This is a genomic window from Enterobacter sp. 2VL (assembly GCF_005503595.1).
Classification (GTDB): Bacteria; Pseudomonadota; Gammaproteobacteria; order Enterobacterales; family Enterobacteriaceae; genus Enterobacter; species Enterobacter cancerogenus.
In genome coordinates, this window is sequence record NZ_SCNE01000002.1 from 720809 (window position 1) to 739557 (window position 18749).

Annotated in this window: 14 protein-coding genes; 4 read left to right on the forward strand and 10 right to left on the reverse strand. The window is 57.1% G+C overall.

Features of this window, described 5'->3' with window-relative positions; all coding sequences use genetic code 11:
* Positions 1 to 14: 14 nt before the first annotated feature.
* Both tgt and queA read right to left on the reverse strand, forming a co-directional pair.
* The gene (gene tgt, locus FFS28_RS07810; protein ID WP_006176865.1) at positions 15 to 1142 is read right to left on the reverse strand and encodes a tRNA guanosine(34) transglycosylase Tgt; all 1128 of its coding nucleotides are present in this window, start codon (positions 1140 to 1142) and stop codon (positions 15 to 17) included.
* 53 nt (positions 1143 to 1195) lie between these two features.
* Positions 1196 to 2266: a tRNA preQ1(34) S-adenosylmethionine ribosyltransferase-isomerase QueA gene (gene queA / locus FFS28_RS07815; RefSeq protein WP_101738171.1), complete on the reverse strand. Its 1071-nt coding sequence runs from the start codon at positions 2264 to 2266 to the stop codon at positions 1196 to 1198.
* A gap of 92 nt (positions 2267 to 2358) precedes the next feature.
* Between queA and acpH the strand changes: the two genes are divergently transcribed.
* Together acpH and FFS28_RS07825 are read left to right on the forward strand one after the other, a co-directional pair.
* Entirely contained in the window at positions 2359 to 2940 is a 582-nt protein-coding gene (gene acpH / locus FFS28_RS07820; RefSeq protein ID WP_137849219.1) for an ACP phosphodiesterase, read from the forward strand.
* Positions 2941 to 3067: 127 nt separating this feature from the next.
* On the forward strand, positions 3068 to 3670 hold the full coding sequence (locus tag FFS28_RS07825; protein WP_006176862.1) for a peroxiredoxin: 603 nt from the start codon (positions 3068 to 3070) through the stop codon (positions 3668 to 3670).
* 65 nt (positions 3671 to 3735) lie between these two features.
* Here the strand turns inward: FFS28_RS07825 and FFS28_RS07830 are convergent, their stop codons facing one another.
* The 8 genes from FFS28_RS07830 to phoB all read right to left on the reverse strand — a co-directional run bounded on the left by FFS28_RS07830 (position 3736) and on the right by phoB (position 14207).
* A complete protein-coding gene (locus FFS28_RS07830; RefSeq protein ID WP_137849220.1) occupies positions 3736 to 5604 on the reverse strand; it encodes an amidohydrolase in 1869 nt (622 codons plus the stop codon).
* A 21-nt stretch (positions 5605 to 5625) separates the two neighbouring features.
* Positions 5626 to 6171, reverse strand: a complete 546-nt coding sequence (locus FFS28_RS07835; protein WP_006176860.1) for an antibiotic biosynthesis monooxygenase — start codon at positions 6169 to 6171, stop codon at positions 5626 to 5628.
* A 47-nt stretch (positions 6172 to 6218) separates the two neighbouring features.
* Positions 6219 to 6860, reverse strand: a complete 642-nt coding sequence (locus FFS28_RS07840; protein WP_006176859.1) for a hydrolase — start codon at positions 6858 to 6860, stop codon at positions 6219 to 6221.
* A 200-nt stretch (positions 6861 to 7060) separates the two neighbouring features.
* A complete protein-coding gene (gene malZ, locus FFS28_RS07845; RefSeq protein WP_137849221.1) occupies positions 7061 to 8878 on the reverse strand; it encodes a maltodextrin glucosidase in 1818 nt (605 codons plus the stop codon).
* A 139-nt stretch (positions 8879 to 9017) separates the two neighbouring features.
* Positions 9018 to 10391 (reverse strand): proline-specific permease ProY, encoded by a 1374-nt coding sequence (proY, locus tag FFS28_RS07850; protein ID WP_137849222.1) that lies wholly within the window; start codon positions 10389 to 10391, stop codon positions 9018 to 9020.
* A gap of 80 nt (positions 10392 to 10471) precedes the next feature.
* The gene (brnQ, locus tag FFS28_RS07855; protein ID WP_006176856.1) at positions 10472 to 11791 is read right to left on the reverse strand and encodes a branched-chain amino acid transporter carrier protein BrnQ; all 1320 of its coding nucleotides are present in this window, start codon (positions 11789 to 11791) and stop codon (positions 10472 to 10474) included.
* Between the two features lie 409 nt (positions 11792 to 12200).
* Complete coding sequence (gene phoR, locus FFS28_RS07860; protein WP_058609312.1) at positions 12201 to 13496, reverse strand: phosphate regulon sensor histidine kinase PhoR; 1296 nt, start codon at positions 13494 to 13496, stop codon at positions 12201 to 12203.
* A gap of 21 nt (positions 13497 to 13517) precedes the next feature.
* Positions 13518 to 14207 carry a phosphate response regulator transcription factor PhoB gene (gene phoB, locus FFS28_RS07865; RefSeq protein ID WP_006176854.1) on the reverse strand — a complete coding sequence of 230 codons (690 nt, stop codon included), beginning with the start codon at positions 14205 to 14207 and terminating at the stop codon, positions 13518 to 13520.
* Between the two features lie 186 nt (positions 14208 to 14393).
* Here phoB and sbcD point away from each other — a divergent pair, with 186 nt between their 5' ends.
* Positions 14394 to 15599 carry an exonuclease subunit SbcD gene (sbcD, locus tag FFS28_RS07870; protein WP_137849223.1) on the forward strand — a complete coding sequence of 402 codons (1206 nt, stop codon included), beginning with the start codon at positions 14394 to 14396 and terminating at the stop codon, positions 15597 to 15599.
* Complete coding sequence (sbcC, locus tag FFS28_RS07875; protein WP_137849224.1) at positions 15596 to 18727, forward strand: exonuclease subunit SbcC; 3132 nt, start codon at positions 15596 to 15598, stop codon at positions 18725 to 18727. Before sbcD ends, sbcC begins: the two co-directional genes overlap by 4 nt.
* Positions 18728 to 18749 lie beyond the last annotated feature (22 nt).

Consider the following 18749-nt stretch of genomic DNA (forward strand, 5'->3'; position numbering starts at 1 on the left):
CCTCATTATTAAAATTAATCAACGTTCAACGGCGGAACATCCCGACCCTGACGTTGGTAGAAATCGGTCACGAAGCTCTCTAATTTACCCTCTTCGATAGCCTTACGTAAACCAGCCATTAAGCGCTGATAATAACGAAGATTATGAATGGTATTGAGACGCGCACCTAAAATCTCGTTGCAACGATCGAGATGATGCAGGTACGCACGAGAATAATTGCGACAGGTATAGCAATCGCACTCGGAATCGAGCGGGCTGGTGTCACTCTTATGCTTCGCGTTACGGATTTTCACCACGCCATCGGTCACAAACAGATGCCCGTTACGCGCGTTACGGGTTGGCATGACGCAGTCGAACATATCAATGCCGCGACGAACGCCTTCCACCAGATCTTCTGGTTTACCCACACCCATCAGGTATCGCGGTTTATCGGCCGGGATTTGCGGGCAGACGTGCTCCAGAATGCGGTGCATGTCTTCCTTCGGCTCACCCACAGCCAAACCGCCGACAGCGTAGCCATCAAAGCCTATCTCTACCAGACCTTTAACGGAGATATCACGTAAATCTTCGTAAACGCTGCCCTGAATAATGCCGAACAGCGCATTTTTGTTCTGCAGGGCGTCAAAACGGTCACGGCTGCGCTGCGCCCAGCGCAGGGACATTTCCATTGAACGCTTGGCGTAATCCCAGTCTGCCGGGTATGGCGTACACTCATCGAAGATCATCACGATATCGGAACCGAGATCGTACTGAATCTCCATGGATTTTTCCGGATCGAGGAAGATCGGATCGCCGTTGATCGGGTTACGGAAGTGCACGCCTTTTTCGGTGATCTTGCGGATATCGCCCAGGCTGAAGACCTGGAAACCGCCGGAGTCGGTAAGAATAGGGCCTTTCCACTGCATGAAGTCGTGCAGGTCGCCGTGCAGCTTCATGATTTCCTGGCCCGGGCGCAGCCACAGGTGGAAGGTGTTGCCGAGGATAATTTGTGCGCCAGTGGCTTCAACTTCTTCCGGCGTCATCCCTTTTACGGTGCCGTACGTGCCCACAGGCATAAACGCAGGGGTTTCCACCACGCCGCGATCAAACACCAGGCGACCGCGGCGTGCGCGACCGTCGGTGGTATCAAGTTCAAATTTCATTTTTTCTCCGACGTCAGAAAAACAGTCCAACGTTGTAAAACGGTGCCGCGGACTTATTCCCCGACACGCTCATTCAAAGCCTGCGGATTGTACGTGATAAACATCGCGTCCCCGTAGCTAAAAAAGCGATATTTTTGTTCTACCGCAGACTTGTAGGCCGTCATCGTGTGCTGATAACCCGCGAAGGCCGACACCAGCATAATTAATGTTGATTCAGGCAGATGGAAATTGGTTACCAGCGCATCAATCACTTTGTACTGATAGCCTGGGTAGATAAAGATTTGGGTATCGCCAAAGAACGGCTCGATAAGATCGGTTTTTGCCGCCTGCGCCGCGCTCTCAAGGGAACGCACGGAGGTTGTCCCGACCGCCACAACGCGGCTTCCGCGCGCTTTCGCCGCCAGCACCGCGTCAACCACCTCCTGCGGCACTTCGGCATACTCGGAGTGCATGATGTGATCTTCAATGCTGTCTACGCGTACCGGCTGGAACGTCCCGGCGCCAACGTGCAGCGTGACGAATGCCATCTCAATGCCTTTTGCGCGCAGCTTTTCCAGCAGCGGTTCATCAAAGTGCAGGCCCGCCGTGGGGGCAGCCACCGCGCCAGGCTTCTGGCTGTAGACGGTCTGGTACAGCTCACGGTCAGACTCTTCATCCGGGCGCTCAATGTACGGCGGCAGCGGCATATGGCCGATGGCGTTGAGGATATCCAGCACCGTGCGTTCGTCGTTAAACTCCACCTCAAACAGCGCATCGTGGCGCGCGGTCATGGTCGCCTTAATGCTCTCGTCATCGCCCAGCAGCAGCTCTGCACCCGGCTTCGGCGCTTTCGAGGCGCGAATATGTGCCAGAATACGTTTATCATCGAGCATACGTTCAACCAGCACCTCAATCTTGCCGCCGCTGGCTTTACGGCCAAACAGGCGCGCCGGGATCACGCGGGTATTGTTAAATACCAGCAGATCGCCAGGGTTGAGCTTGTCGAGCAAATCGGTGAAAGTACCGTGCGTCAGCTCGCCCGTCGGCCCGTCCAGTGACAGTAAACGGCAGCTACTGCGCTCAGGCATGGGATAGTGAGCAATCAGGGATTCAGGTAATTCAAAGGAGAAATCGGCGACGCGCATGACGTATACTCGTGACTTAAAAACAGGCGGCATAGTCTAGTGCTCACACCCTTTTGCTGCAACAACTAGCCGCCCCCGGACAAATAAAACGCATGAATTTTCTCGCTCACCTGCATCTTGCTCATCTCGCTGAAAGCTCTTTATCCGGCAACCTGCTGGCCGATTTCGTGCGCGGCAACCCCGCCGAGGCGTATTCTGCAGAGGTTGTCGAAGGGATCTTTATGCATCGCCGGATCGACGTCCTGACCGATAACCTGCCGGAAGTGACCGAAGCGAAAGCATGGTTCCGTCCCGAAACACGCCGCGTCGCGCCAATTACGCTCGACGTCATGTGGGATCACTTCCTGTCGCGCCACTGGGAACAGCTGTCGCCGAACCTGCCGCTGCCGGAATTTGTACGCTATGCCCGTCAGCAGGTGGCGATAATTTTACCGGACTCCCCGCCGCGTTTTGTCAATCTCAACAACTATCTGTGGTCTGAACGCTGGCTGGAGCGGTATCGCGAGATGGATTTTATCCAGAACGTCCTGAACGGCATGGCCAGCCGCCGCCCGCGTCTCGATGCGCTACGCGATTCCTGGTACGACCTGGACACGCACTACGACGCGCTGGAGAACCGTTTCTGGCAGTTCTACCCGCGCATGATGGCGCAGGCGAAAAACAAACAGCTGTAACAGGATCTGCATTGATAGGTAAAAGCTGGCTGAACGATTGTCAGCACCTCTTTGTCTTATGGCTGCACACTCTCTATACTGGCCCGCGTTGCGTTCCAAATAACCTTAGTATCTACAGGAGAATCATATGGTTCTGGTAACTCGTCCGGCTCCGGATTTTACGGCTGCAGCAGTTCTGGGCAACGGTGAAATCGTTGAAAACTTCAACTTCAAACAGCACACCAACGGTAAAGCGACCGTTCTGTTCTTCTGGCCAATGGACTTCACTTTCGTTTGCCCGTCTGAGCTGATCGCGTTCGACAAACGTTATGAAGAATTCCAGAAGCGTGGCGTAGAAGTCGTTGGCGTCTCCTTCGACTCTGAATTTGTACACAACGCATGGCGTAACACCCCTGTCGACAACGGCGGCATCGGTGCGGTGAAATACGCGATGGTTGCGGACATCAAACGCGAAATCCAGAAGGCTTACGGTATTGAGCATCCGGACGCAGGCGTTGCGCTGCGCGGTTCTTTCCTGATCGACGCGAACGGTATCGTTCGTCACCAGGTTGTGAACGATCTGCCGCTGGGTCGTAACATCGACGAAATGCTGCGCATGGTTGACGCGCTGCAGTTCCACGAAGAGCACGGCGAAGTGTGCCCGGCTCAGTGGGAAAAAGGGAAAGAAGGCATGAACGCGTCTCCGGACGGCGTGGCTAAGTACCTGTCTGAGAACGTATCCAGCCTGTAATCGGCACGGTTTACGAAGAAGGCCCGCTTATGCGGGCCTTTTTGTTTGTGCGTTTTCCCCTCGCGTTAAAACGCGAAGCATGAACAGCCAAGCACGCCCCAGAACGCCTGCTCGTCCGATACCGGAATCGATGACTGGCGCGCGATACCGTGCGCGTGCCCATGCACTCCGCAGCTGCCGATACACTGATGCATCTGAACCACGGCGCCAACGTGACCGGCTGCAGGCGGCGCAGAGCGGTAATGTCCTGGCACTTTCACCACCGGTGACCACTCCGGCACTACCGGAACAGGCGGCGGCGACAGCGGGCTGAACTGCCCGGCGGCATACACCACCTTGCCATCGACCACCGTCAGCACCGATTCAATGCCCTTAATCTCCTCCTCCGGCACGCTGAAGTAGTCATTCGACAACACCACCAGATCTGCAAGCTGCCCTTCGACCAGGCGGCCCTTCTTGCCCTGCTCGCTCGAGAACCACGCGCTGCCCGCCGTCCACAGCTCCAGCGCCACGTCGCGCGGCAGGCGGTTGTTATCGTCATACATTGCCAGCCCACCCACGGTGCGCCCGGAAACCAGCCAGTAGAGCGCCGTCCACGGGTTGTAGCTTGCCACCCGGGTTGCGTCGGTACCTAACCCAACCGGCACCTCCAGCTCCAGCATTTTGGCCACTGGCGGCGTGTGTTTCACCGCCTCTTTGCCGTAGCGATCGACAAAGTACTCTCCCTGGAAGGCCATACGATGCTGCACCGCGATCCCGCCGCCCAGGGCCTTTACGCGCTCGATGTTGCGCTCGGTGATGGTCTCCGCATGGTCAAAGAACCAGTGCAGGCCGTTAAACGGAATATCGCGGTTGACCTTCTCGAACACGTCCAGCATACGGCTGATGGATTCGTCATAGGTAGCGTGCAGGCGGAACGGCCAACGGTGCTCTACCAGATGGCGCACCACGCGCTCCAGCTCGTCTTCCATCCCTTCCGGCAGGTCCGGACGCGGCTGGAGGAAGTCTTCAAAATCCGCCGCTGAGAAGACCAGCATCTCGCCCGCGCCGTTGGCACGGTAAAAGTCCGTTCCCTGTCCCGGCTTGAGCATGTCGGTCCAGCGCTCAAAATCTTCCAGCTCCTGTTTCGGACGCTGGGTAAAGAGGTTGTAGGCAATACGTACCGTCATCTGCTCTTTGGCGTGCAGCTCGGCGATCACCTCGTAATCTTCCGGGTAGTTCTGGAAGCCGCCGCCCGCGTCGATGGCGCTGGTCAGCCCAAGGCGGTTCAGCTCGCGCATAAACTGGCGCGTGGAGTTCACCTGCTGCTCAATCGGCAGTTTCGGCCCTTTCGCCAGCGTGGCGTACAGGATCATGGCATTCGGTTTGGCGATCAGCATCCCGGTCGGATTGCCGTGGTTATCGCGCACGATCTCACCGCCCGGCGGGTTTGGCGTCTCTTTGGTATAGCCGACGGCTTTAAGCGCCGCCCGGTTAAGCAGGGCGCGATCGTAGAGGTGCAGGACAAACACCGGGGTATCCGGCGCCGCTTCATTAAGCTCCTCGATGGTTGGCATCCGGCGCTCGGCAAACTGGAACTCGCTCCAGCCGCCTACCACGCGCACCCACTGCGGGGAGGGCGTACGGTCAGCCTGATCTTTCAGCATCCGCAGCGCGTCCACCAGAGACGGCACGCCTTCCCAGCGCAGCTCCAGGTTGTAGTTCAGCCCGCCGCGGATCAGGTGCAGGTGCGAATCGTTCAGGCCGGGAATGACCGTACTCCCCTTCAGGTCAACAATCTGGGTTCCCTGGGTCGCAAAGCTCATGATGCGATCGTGATTCCCCGTGGCAAGGATCTTGCCGTTGGCGATGGCGGCCGCTTCCGCGAGCGGATTGTCGCGATCGAGGGTGTGGATCTTACCGTGGGTTAAGATCAGTGTGGCAGTGTGGGACATAAGGTCCTCCTTTGGGCCGAATCAGGCTTTTTTCAGCCATCCGGCAAACAGACGGGTCACGATGGGCATCCATAGCCAGACCACCAGCGCGACGACACAGGCATCGTTAATCAAATGCAGCAATAAAGAGCCTTTCAGGCCAGGAAGTAGCGCCCCGGTTACCTGCGGCACCACGTTGGTGCTGGGGAAAATCACCAGTAGCGTGATAAGAAACTGCTTCCACTGCTTCGGCTTGCGGATGTGCGGTTCGGGCGGGGTAAACCAGAATGCCGCGTCGGTGCGCACTTCGGTTTTGTCTCCTTCCGCCAGTAACGGCTCAATCTCTTTCACCAGCGCGTTACGGGTTTCAGACTGCGTCCACGCATAGAGGTGTTCGGGGGTGTCGAAACGAATAATGATCGTCCACAACTGCTGTCCTTCCTGGGGGCGGATCACGTTCGCGCCAAGGTGTCCGGGAAAGTCCGCCGCAATGGGCATAATTTTGCCAAGCCACTGTTCGTACCGCTCAGCCTGTCCCGGAAGAAGCGTGTGAGCAATCACCAGCGTCACATGAGATGTTTGCGCCATATAAATTCCTGGTCAAAATCGGGCGGGAAAGACCCGCCCTGAAAGGCTTAAGCTTTACGCTCAGGCGCGCCATGTACGAGGGTATAGGCATAATCGACACCCATGCCGTACGCGCCGCTGTGCTCGCGCACCAGGTCCATCACCGCATCGTAGGTGCCTTTACGTGACCAGTCGCGCTGGTACTCAAGCAGAACCTGCTGCCAGGTCACCGGCACCGCACCGGCCTGTACCATACGGTCGATAGCGCGTTCATGGGCATCCACTGAAGTGCCGCCGGAGGTGTCGGTTACCACGTAGACTTCAAAGCCCTCATCAAGCGCCATCAGCGCCGGGAAGGTCAGGCAGACTTCGGTCCACAGGGCAGAGATGATGAGTTTTTTGCGGCCCGTCGCTTTTACCGCCGCAACAAACGCGTCATCTTCCCAGGAGTTCATTGAGGTACGTTCAATCGGTTTGACGTCAGGATGAACTGCCAGCAATTCTGGCCAGATATAACCACTAAAACTTTTTGTTTCGACTGAGGTATAGATAACCGGTACATCAAATATTTTGCCGGCTTTCGCCAGGGCAACCGTATTATTCTTTAATAATTGTCGGTCAATATTAGCGACACCAAAGGACATTTGTGGCTGGTGATCGATAAAAATCAATGCGGAGTTTTGTGGGTCAATCAGTTCACGAATAGACATAAAAGTACCTTTTAATCAATATGTTAAAAGCCAACGTTTGTGTGTGCTAAATGAGAAAGGGCCCTGACTGATTAAGCAAATTGAGTATAGCGAGAATTGATTAAGAGGATATTAAAGAAATTTGTCTCCTCTGGTGAATTAAACAGAACAAGATCGAATATATTCTGCGGCAGGAAATAAACACCTGCCGCGATTAAGGATTAATTGCCGAACCAGATACTGGCGGAAACGGCAGGTAGCGACAGGATATTTTTCTGAATGGTGCCTTTTCCCTCTTTAAGCAGCCACGTTTTTACGTTTAGCAGCGGAGAGTGGTCGAGCACCACCTCACAGGCTTCACCGCGGTTTATCGCCACCAGCACGCGCTGCTGGTTATAGACGCGGACAAACACCACCACGTTATCGTGGGCGTAGACCACCTGACAGCCGCCGTAGCGCAGGGCGAGACTCTGTTTACGCACTTTCGCCAGGCGTTGATAGAGGCTAAACAGCACCTTGTCCTGTTTTTCTGGCTCCCATGGGAAGGTTTTGCGGCAGAACGGATCGTTATTGCCATCCAGCCCCACCTCATCGCCGTAGTAAATGCAGGGTATGCCCGGCCAGGTAAAGAGCCAGGTAACGGCCAGCGGCAGGCGCGCCACGTCCTTACCCAGTAGCGATTTAAAGCGGGCGGTATCGTGGCTGTCCAGCTGGTTGAACATCCTGAGCTGCTGCTGATGCGACAGGCCAGCGCGGTAGTTATCCATCCACGCCATGCAGGTTTCAGCGTCGATATGCTGCGGATCGTAAGAGATATCCGTGTTGGCAAGGAATCCCCACAGCGGGAAGGTAAAGCCGCGATAGTTCATCGACGCATCTTCCGCATCGGCCTGCAGCCACTGGCGGGCGTCGCCAAAATGTTCACCAAAGACGAACGCGTCGGGATTGGCGACTTTCGCCGAGTGGGTGATTGCGGCAACGTGGGTCAGGTTGTTTCGCGCCCCACCCGCTTCGCCCAGCATATGCACCACGTCCAGCCGCCAGCCGTCCATGCTCCACGGCGCCTTCAGCCAGTGGCGCACAATGCTCTCATCGCCACCGTAAATCTCATTCACCAGCGTGGGCGACTGAAAATCCAGCTTCGGCAGGCTGGGATAACCCAGCCAGTCGAGCGCGCGCCCTTCCTCATCGAAGCTGTACCAGTCGCGCTGAGGCGAATCCGGATTGTGGCACGCGCCGCCCATCGACTGGTTATGGCGGTCAAACCAGGCGTGCGAATCGCCGCTGTGGTTGAATACGCCGTCCAGAACCAGACGCATACCTTCGCGCTGCGTATTTTCCCGTAAGCGCAGGAGCGCTTCATCGCCGCCAAACTGCTCGTCAACGTGACGATAATCCTGGGTATCGTATTTGTGCACGCTCGGGGCTTTAAACACCGGATTCAGGTACAACGCGGTGACGCCGAGGGATTTCAGGTACGGAAGTTTTGCGCTGATCCCGTCGAGATCGCCGCCGTAAAAGGTCGAGCCGCCCGCCTGCGCGGTAAGCGGTTCATCCCATGCTTTCAGGATAATGTCGTGCCCTGCCGCATGGTGGTAATAGACCTTATCCTGATCCGCGGTCCGCTTTTCGCTTCGGGCAAAGCGGTCCGGGAAAATCTGGTAAAAGACCTGGTCATTAACCCACTGCGGGCCGTGATCGGGATAATCCACCGCGAACTGCTCCAGGCGCGCGGGCGGGAAACGGCTGAACCCCTGCGGAGTGAACCACAGCTGGCGGTTATTCCACAGCAGTTTAAAGCTATAGCGCCGACGCGGCTGGCCGCTGCCCAAATCAATATTCGCCCGCCACGCCGTCACCCCAGGCTGCGGCTGGCTGCGCTGTTTGTGCATTTTCAGCGTCGTTTCTTCGTTATCCACTTCAGCGCGAAGCGTCACGCGTTCAGGCTGATTTTCTCCCGCCAGCCAGAGCGTAATCACCAGATTGTCTTTGTTTTGCTTAACAAATGGGGCAACCGGAAGGTGCCAGGCATTTAACATCACGAATCCCCTTTGATGAAATTGACGTCACCTTGCCACAGGGTAGTTAAGGTTAGCTCACCATGAGGGGATTTATTGGGGGAGGAGGACGGGGGAGGAGGCATCAGGCCCCTCTCCCACAGGGAGAGGGGAAAGAGGATTACTGCGCTTGCGCCAGCTGACGGTCATGGCGGCGTTTAAACACCCAGCCCACCAGCAGCAGGACGATCCACGCCAGGCCGACGTACAGCGAAATGCGGGTATCCGGGTGATAGCCAATCAGACCGATGATAAACACCAGGAAGATCAGCCCGGCCACGGTGGTTGCTACCCCGCCCGGCACTTTAAACTTCAGCGCCTTAACCTCGTCCGGCGGCAGCCGACGGCGGAATGCAATCTGCGACAGCAAAATCATGATCCACACCCACACGGTAGCGAACGTGGCCAGCGAGGCAATCACCAGGAAGACGTTTTCCGGCATGATGTAGTTCAGGTAAACCGAGAACAGCAGCGCAACGGTCATGACCACCACCGTCACCCACGGCGTACCGCGGCGCGACGTTTTGGCAAACACCTTCGGCGCGCTGCCCTGCTCCGCCATGCCGTGCAGCATACGGCCTACGCCAAACACGTCACTGTTGATCGCGGAAAGCGACGCGGTGAGCACCACGAAGTTCAGAATGCTGGCCGCAAAGGCAATGCCCATGTGCTGGAAGGTCAACACGAACGGACTGCCGTTGGTGCCCACCTGGTTCCACGGATAAATGGACATGATCACGAACAGCGTACCCACGTAGAACACCAGAATACGCATCGGCACGGAGTTGATGGCGCGCGGAATGGATTTCTCCGGGTCTTTCGCTTCGCCCGCGGTAATACCGATAATCTCAATCCCACCGTAGGCAAACATCACCATTTGCAGCGACATCACCATTCCAAGCCAGCCGTTGCTGAAGAAGCCACCGTTGGTCCACAGGTTATGGATCCCGGTCGGCTGCCCGCCGTTACCAATACCCCAGATGATGATGCCGAAACCGGCGAGGATCATGATGATGATGGTCGCGACTTTGAAGAAGGAGAACCAGAACTCCAGTTCGCCAAACACCTTTACGCTCATCAGATTCACGGCGCAGATGATCAGCACGACGCTCAGCACCCATATCCAGTGCGGGACGGCGGGGAACCAGACGCCCATATAGATACCAAACGCCGTGACGTCGGCAATTGCCACTATCAGGATTTCAAAGCAGTAAGTCCACCCGGTAATGAAGCCCGCCAGTGGGCCGAGGTTTTCCTGAGCATAACGCGAGAAGGAGCTGGCGGACGGATTATGAACCGACATCTCCCCGAGCGCGCGCATAATGATGTAGGCCGCCACGCCGCCGATGATATAGGCCAGCAGCACGCTGGGACCGGCCATTTTGATGGCATCTGCCGAGCCATAAAAAAGACCGGTACCGATAGCAGAGCCCAGCGCCATAAAGCGGATGTGGCGAGTGCTCAGTCCACGTTTAAGTTTGTTAGTGCTTTCCATTTAAGTCTTGCCATTCAACACGAAAAAACAAAAAACCACGGGGCCTTAAGCCCCGTGGTTAAACACTTTGTTGCCGTTGATTAATGGGCGTTCGATGTTACCTGACGCCCTGCTGCACGGTCCCAGACAATGGCCAGAACCAGCGCGACAACGGTGGGCAACAGCCAGGCCAGACCTTGCTCGGACAGCGGCAGACGCTGTGTCCAGCCAGGCAGCACTTCACTGAATGCCGATGCTTTAATCCCGTCAAGGATACCAAAAATCAGGCTGATAAACATGGCCGGCGCAATAATTCGCGAGGAGTTGTTCCACCATGGACGGGTAAAGCTCAACACCACCAGCACGATGCACGGCGGATAGATGGCCGTCAGCACCGGAATAGAGATTTGAATCAGGTGGCTCAGCCCCAGGTTGGATACCGCCATGGAGAAGATGCCAAGGATAAAGACCAGCGTGCGGTAAGAGAGCGGCAGATACTGGGCAAAGAACTCCGCACAGGCGCAGGTCAGGCCAACCGCGGTCACCAGACACGCCAGGAAGATCAGTACCGCCAGCAGCATGCTGCCCGCACCACCAAAGGTGTGCTGAACGTAAGCATGCAGGATCGCCGCACCGTTGGCATTCTGATCAACCAGCGTTGCGCTATCGGACCCCAGGCGGAACAGCGCCAGATACAGCAGCGTCAGACCCACACCGGCCATCAGGCCAGCCCAGATGGTGTAGCGGGTCAACAGACGCGCTTCGGTCACGCCGCGAGAACGGGCGGCATTCACGATAACAATACCGAAGACCATCGCACCCAGCGTATCCATCGTCAGATAGCCGTTTACAAAGCCGTTAGAGAAGGCTGCGTTCTGGTAGGCATCCATCGCGTGGCTGATAGGCCCCGCCGGCCAGATGATGGCGGCAACGGCCAGCACGATCAGCGCAATGATTTTCAGCGGAGCCAGGAAATTACCCACGGTATCCAGCAGTTTGCCCGGATAGAGGGAAACCAGAATCACGATGGCAAAATAAACCAGGCTGTAGATAAACAGCGGCATCGCGCCGTCACCGGTCAGCGGGGCAATCCCCACTTCGAAGGAGACGGTCGCGGTACGCGGGGTCGCAAACAGCGGGCCAACGGCCAGATAGCAGACGGTCGCCAGCAGGACGCCCGCCACTTTGCCAATTGGCGTGCTGAGGCTATCGACGCCGCCACCCACTTTCGCCAGCGCGACCACGGTAAGCACCGGCAGCCCCACGGCAGTAATCAGGAAGCCAAACGCGGCGGTCCAGACGTGTTCACCCGCCTGTAAACCAACCATAGGAGGGAAAATGATGTTGCCTGCGCCAACGAACAGCGCAAATGTCATAAAGCCCAGCGCGATGATGTCACGCGATTTTAAGTGATGGGTCATAGAACCTTACTGCCTGTGGATGTGGTGTTGAAAACGTTGAGATTTTCGCCATCCCTCGCGGGACGATACAGCGGAAAATTTGCTCAATTTCAGCGGGATATGCTCCCGTCCTGGCGTGGCGAAGAATAGTTTTTCGATTTACCACGCAAATACAGTCGGTCTGACAGTATATGGGGGGCAATTTAAACGCTTATAACGTTTAAAGGCAAGGAGGGATCGTAAAACCAGAACAATATACCAGCATAGAAATTCAAGGCAGCACGATACGCCATATTCAGGAAAAACCCATGGCTAATCATGCGAACAAAAAAACAACAGCCGTATAATATTCACCCGCGTTTCGCTTGACTGCAAAGCAAACGGGCCAGCATACGCTGACCCGTGGAAAGGTAAAATGACACACCCGCCGTCAGGCGATCTTTTTGGCAATCAATCGTTCCGGCATGACGAAACTGAAACGGGTTCCTTTGCCCGGCGTACTCTGAATATCAAGACGGCTTTCGTGGTGATTCACCGCATGTTTCACAATCGCCAGCCCAAGACCGCTGCCCCCGGTCTGGCGTGAGCGCGCTTTATCCACGCGGTAAAAACGCTCGGTCAGGCGCGGAAGGTGCTCCGGCGCAATGCCCGGCCCGTTATCCTCGACGCTGAACTCAGCCCCCGCAGGGGTAGGCTGCCAGCGCACTACGATATGCGTTCCCTCCGGCGTGTGGTTAACCGCGTTATAGACCAGGTTGGAGATGGCGCTGCGCAGTTCATCCTCGCTGCCGAGCACTTTGAGGCTGTTATCCACCTCAAAGCTGAAGGTGTGTTTCTTATGGCTTAACGTCTGTGCTTCACGCTCCACCACGCGCAGCATCATCGGCACGTCAATGGTGTCAGTGAGCGCCAGCGACGGAGCCGCTTCAATTTTCGAGAGCGTCAGCAGCTGCTTCACCAGCCCTTCCATCCGGTGCGTCTGCTCGCGCATGGTGTGCAGGGCTTTCTCGCGCGGTGCTCCTTCCAGCGTTTGCTCCTGCATCATCTCCAGATAGCCCTGCAGCACCGTCAGCGGCGTGCGCAGTTCGTGGCTAACGTTGGCGAAGAAGTTGCGGCGCGCCCCTTCCAGCTGGTGCATCTGGGTCACGTCGCGCGCCACCATCAGCCACTGCCGATCGCTGTAGGGCATCACGCGGATCTCAAGATGACGGCCATTGTTGAGCTTCAGATCGTGCGGGCGGGTAAAATCACGCTTTTTGAGGTACAGCGTGAACTCGGGATAACGCAGAAGGTTAAGGATATTCTGACCATTGTCATCCGGCCAGCGCAGGCCGAGCAGCTGTTGCGCCAGGCCGTTACACCAGAAGATGGTCCCCTCTTCGGTGGTTAAAATAACCGCGTCCGGCAGCGATTCTGCGCCGCTGCGAAAGCGTTTTATCAGGCTGCCCAGCTCGCGGCGGCGCTTTTTATTACGCATCTGCATCTGGTGCAGGCCATACAGCAGCGGCTCCCAGCTTCCGCTTCCCGGCGGAGGGGTCATACTTCTGTCCACCCACAGCCACCAGGAGAGGCGCAGCAGATTCCAGAAATGCCAGATCAGCAGTCCGGTCACCGCTGCCAGTAAAAACCACGGCAGATAGCCAAAAATAGCCCCCAGAATGAAGGCCGGAATACAGCATAAGATCAGTTCAAAGACGAGCCTTTTCCATGACAGACGTTCCAGCACGCGTCACACTCCTGTCATTGTTCAGAAACGGGTCGAAAAACGATAACCCGTGCCGCGGACCGTCTGCACCATGCGATCGTGGCCGCTCAGTTCCAGCGCTTTACGCAGGCGGCGAATATGGACGTCAACCGTTCGGTCTTCGACATAGACGTTAGTTCCCCAGACGTTATTCAGCAACTGCTCGCGGCTGTAGACGCGCTCCGGGTGGGTCATAAAGAAGTGCAGGAGCTTAAATTCGGTCGGCCCCATGTCGAGAGGATTTTCGCCGGTCATGACGCGGTGCGAGGTCGGGTCAAGGCTCAGGCCCTGCATCTCAATCACCTCTTCCACCGCCATCGGCGAAATACGGCGCATCACGGCTTTGATGCGGGCAACCAGCTCCTTCGGGGAGAACGGCTTGGTAATGTAATCATCCGCGCCGGTTTCCAGACCGCGAACGCGATCCTCTTCTTCACCGCGTGCCGTCAGCATGACCACCGGAATATCGCGGGTCATCGCTTCACGTTTAATGTGTTTGATAAACTGCAGTCCGGAGCCGCCGGGCAGCATCCAGTCCAGCAGGATCAAGTCGGGCCAGGGTTCATTCAGCTGATTCACCGCGCTGTCATAATCTTCCGCTTCAATCGGCTGGAAACCGTTTTGTTCGAGCACGAAGCACACCATTTCACGAATCGGAGCTTCATCTTCTACGACCAGAATACGTCTCGCCATACTTTGCCCTGTTTTGTCTTATTTAAGTTACATGTTGTAATTCGGCGCCATTATGCGTCAGATTTATGACAGATTTATGAAAAACATTACCATCATCAATGGCAAACTGTTGTTTTATTACAGCGGTTATTTTCCGTTCCCTGAAAGTTTATAATCCCCCCCATCTTTTTTCGCCACGGATCTGATATGCGCATACTTCACACCTCGGACTGGCATCTGGGTCAAAATTTTTACAGCAAAAGCCGCGCCGCTGAACATGAAGCGTTTCTGAACTGGCTGCTGGAGACGGCCCGGTTGCAGGAGGTCGACGCAATTATCGTGGCAGGCGATATTTTTGATACCGGACAGCCGCCGAGCTATGCGCGCGAGTTGTATAACCGCTTTGTGGTCAACCTGCAGCAAACCGGCTGTCATCTGGTGATTGTCGCGGGCAACCATGACTCCGTCGCCACGCTGAATGAATCCCGCGATATTCTGGCGTTCCTCAACACAACCGTGGTGGCGAGTGCCGGGCACGCGCCGCAGATCCTGAACAAACGCGACGGCACGCCGGGGGCAGTGCTGTGCCCGATCCCATTTTTACGCCCGCGGGATATTGTTCAAAGCCAGGCCGGCCTTTCCGGCAGCGAAAAGCAGAAGCATTTATTGCAGGCCATCACCGACTATTATCACCAGCAGCACGCACAGGCCTGCACCCTGCGCGGTGAACAACCTCTTCCCGTTATTGCCACCGGCCATTTGACCACCGTCGGAGCCAGTAAAAGTGACGCGGTTCGCGAGATCTATATCGGCACCCTGGACGCCTTCCCGGCGCAAAACTTCCCGCCTGCCGACTACATCGCCCTTGGGCACATTCACCGCGCGCAGGTGATTGGCGGCTGCGAACACATCCGCTACTGTGGCTCGCCCATTCCGCTCAGTTTTGACGAAACGGGCAAGGCGAAATGCGTGCATCTGGTAAGCTTCACCGACGGCAAACTCAGCGCCGTTGAGCCGCTGGAAGTCCCTGTCACCCAGCCGCTGGCGGTACTGAAGGGCGATCTGGCCGCCATTACCGCCCAGCTTGAGCAGTGGCGCGGCGCAGAGCTTAACCCGCCCGTCTGGCTGGATATCGAAATCACCACCGACGACTACCTGCACGATATGCAGCGTAAAATTCAGGCGCTGACGGAAGATCTTCCCGTCGAAGTGTTGCTGGTACGCCGCAACCGCGAGCAGCGCGAGAAACTTCTCTCAGGTGCCCGGCGCGAAACGCTTAGCGAACTCCGGGTGGAAGAGGTCTTCGAGCGGCGGCTTGCGCATGAAGAGCTGGACGATGACAAACGCACAAGGCTCAACGAGCTGTTTGTTCAGACTCTGCACACCCTGCATGACGAGGAAGAAAGCGCATGAAAATTCTCAGCCTGCGTCTGAAAAACCTCAACTCGCTCAAGGGCGAGTGGAAAATCGATTTTACCGCTGAGCCTTTCGCCAGCAACGGGCTGTTTGCCATTACCGGTGCCACTGGTGCAGGCAAAACCACCCTTCTCGACGCCATTTGTCTGGCGCTGTACCACGAAACGCCGCGCCTGCAAAAAGTGTCTCAGGCGCAAAACGACCTGATGACGCGCGACACCGCCGAGTGCCTGGCAGAGGTGGAATTCGAGGTCAAAGGCATCGCCTACCGCGCGTTCTGGAGCCAGAACCGCGCGCGCAATCAGCCGGACGGGAACTTACAGGCTCCGCGCGTGGAGCTGGCGCGCTGCGAAGACGGCAAAATTCTCGCCGATAAAGTGACGGATAAGCTGGAACAAACCGCCGCGCTCACCGGGCTGGACTATGGCCGCTTTACCCGCTCAATGCTGCTCTCTCAGGGGCAATTCGCCGCGTTTCTTAATGCTAAGCCGAGCGATCGCGCCGAGCTGCTGGAGGAGCTGACCGGCACCGAGATCTACGGGCAGATTTCGGCCATGGTGTTTGAGAAGCACAAAGCCGCCCGCAGTGCGCTGGAAAAGTGTGAAGCGCAGGCTGCGGGCGTCGTGCTGTTAAGCGAAGAGCAACAGCAACAGTTGCAGCAAAGTTTGCAGGTGCTTGCTGACGAAGAGAAAACCCTGCTGGCAGAGCAGCAAAGCCACCAGAAAGCGTTCCAGTGGCTGACGCGCAGCGACGAGCTGATTCGTGAACAGCAGCGCGCCGCCGCTTCGCAGCAGCAGGCGCAGCAGGCGCTGACCGATGCCGCGCCTGAGCTGGCAAAGCTCCAGCTGGCTCACCCCGCCGCCCAGCTACGCCCGCTGTGGGAGCGCCAGCAGGAGCAAACCACCCGCCTGGCGCAGACGACCCAGGTCATTGCTGAAGTAAACACTCGCTTACTCGACAGAGCAGCGCTGCGCTCGCGTATCCGCAACGGCGCGCTTCGCCATCGGGAGCAGCTGCAGGCAGAGCATACGGCTCTGGCGCAATGGCTGAGCGAACAGGATCGTTTTCGCCAGTGGGGACAAGAGATTGCTGGCTGGCGGGCGCAGTTCGCGCAGCTGAATCGCGATAACAGCCAGCTTGCGGCACAATCGGCGCGCATTGCTGAACTGCGCCAGAAGCTGGCTGAAATGCCGGAGAGCGCGCTGACGCTGACGGCTGAGGCTATCACCACGGCAATGGAGCAGCAGGCGCAGTCACGGGCGCTCCGTCAGCGTCTGACCGCGCTACACGCGCGCTATCAGCCACTGCAAAAACGGCTGCGCCAGAATGCGCAAAGCGTGCAGAAAGCGCAGGCTGAGCAGGTAAAACTTAACGAAACCCTGAGCCTGCGTCGTCAGCAGTACAAAGAAAAAAACCAGCACTATCAGGATGTTGTTACGCTTTGCGAACAAGAAAAAACCATCAAGAAACTGGAGGCGGAGCGGGCAGATTTGCAGGCAGGCAAACCTTGCCCGCTCTGCGGTTCAACCACTCATCCGGCCGTCACGGAATACCGGGCGCTGGAGCTGAGCGCCAACCAGCTGCGTCGTGACGCGTTAGCCAAAGAGGTTGCCACGCTAAAAGACGAAGGGTTGCTGGTGCTCGGGCAGGTGAATGCCCTGACCCAACAGATCCAGCGCGAGACAGAAGAAGCTCAGGCGCTCTCTCAGGAAGAGCAAGCACTCACTAAAGAGTGGCTGGAGGTCTGCACCTCCCTGAACATAGCGCTGAACATTCAGGATGATATCGCCCCCTGGATGAGCGAGCAGGAGCAGTACGAACGCCAGCTGTATCAGCTCAGCCAGCGCCTGACCCTGCAAAACCAGCTCAATGAACTGGACGCACAGGCGCGCCAGTACCAGCAGCAGCTGACGTCGACGCGTCAGGCACTGTCATCCTCGCTCCAGTCGCTGTCGCTTAACGTGCCCGATGACGGGACTGAAAGCGTCTGGCTCAGCGCACGCGAAACCGAATATGCTCAATGGCAGGAAAAACAGACCCAGCACGCCGCGATTCAGGAACGTATAAACGCGTTGATGCCCATTCTGGATACGCTGCCGGTCGGCGACGACGCACAAGCCGAAGCGGTGATTCCTGAACACTGGCGCGCGATCCACGACGAATGCGTGTCGCTGCAAAGTCAGCTCAGCACGCTTCAGCAGCAAGAGACACTGGAGCGCGAACGGCTCCAGCACTCTCAGGCCCAGTTCAGCGCCGCGCTGGACGCAAGCTGCTTCACCGATCGCGACGCGTTCCTTGCCACACTGCTGGATGAGGATACCCTCCGTCGTCTTGAACAGCTTAAGCAGACGCGTGAAAATCAGCTTCAGCAGGCCACAGCGCTGGCCGGGAAGGCCAATCAGCAGCTTGCCGAACATCAGACGCTTCGCCCGCAGGGGCTGGAAGCCGATGCACCTGCGCTGCAGGCGACGCTGACGCAGCTGGCGCAAAAACTGCGTGAAAACACGACGCGCCAGGGTGAAATCCGCCAGCAGCTTAAGCAGGACAGCGACAACCGGCTGCATCAGCAGGTGCTGATGCAGCAAATTGAAGAGAGCGCCCGCCTGGCCGACGACTGGGGATACCTGAATGCGCTGATTGGTTCCAGTACGGGCGACAAATTCCGTAAGTTCGCGCAAGGCCTTACGCTGGATAATCTGGTGTGGCTCGCCAACCAGCAGCTTAACCGGCTGCACGGGCGCTACCTGCTTCAGCGCAAGGCCAGCGACGCCCTGGAGCTGGAAGTGGTCGATACCTGGCAGGCCGATGCCGTGCGTGATACGCGAACCCTTTCCGGGGGAGAGAGCTTCCTGGTCAGCCTGGCGCTAGCCCTGGCGCTTTCTGACCTGGTGAGCCACAAAACCCGCATTGATTCCCTGTTCCTTGACGAGGGCTTCGGCACCCTCGACAGCGAAACGCTGGATACCGCGCTGGACGCGCTCGACGCGCTGAACGCCACCGGGAAAACCATTGGCGTGATCAGCCATGTCGAGGCGATGAAAGAGCGCATTCCGGTGCAGATCAAAGTGAAGAAAATTAACGGACTGGGTTATAGCAGGCTGGATAAGGTGTTTGCGGTGGGGTGAGGGTACACTGGTGCGGCCTGTT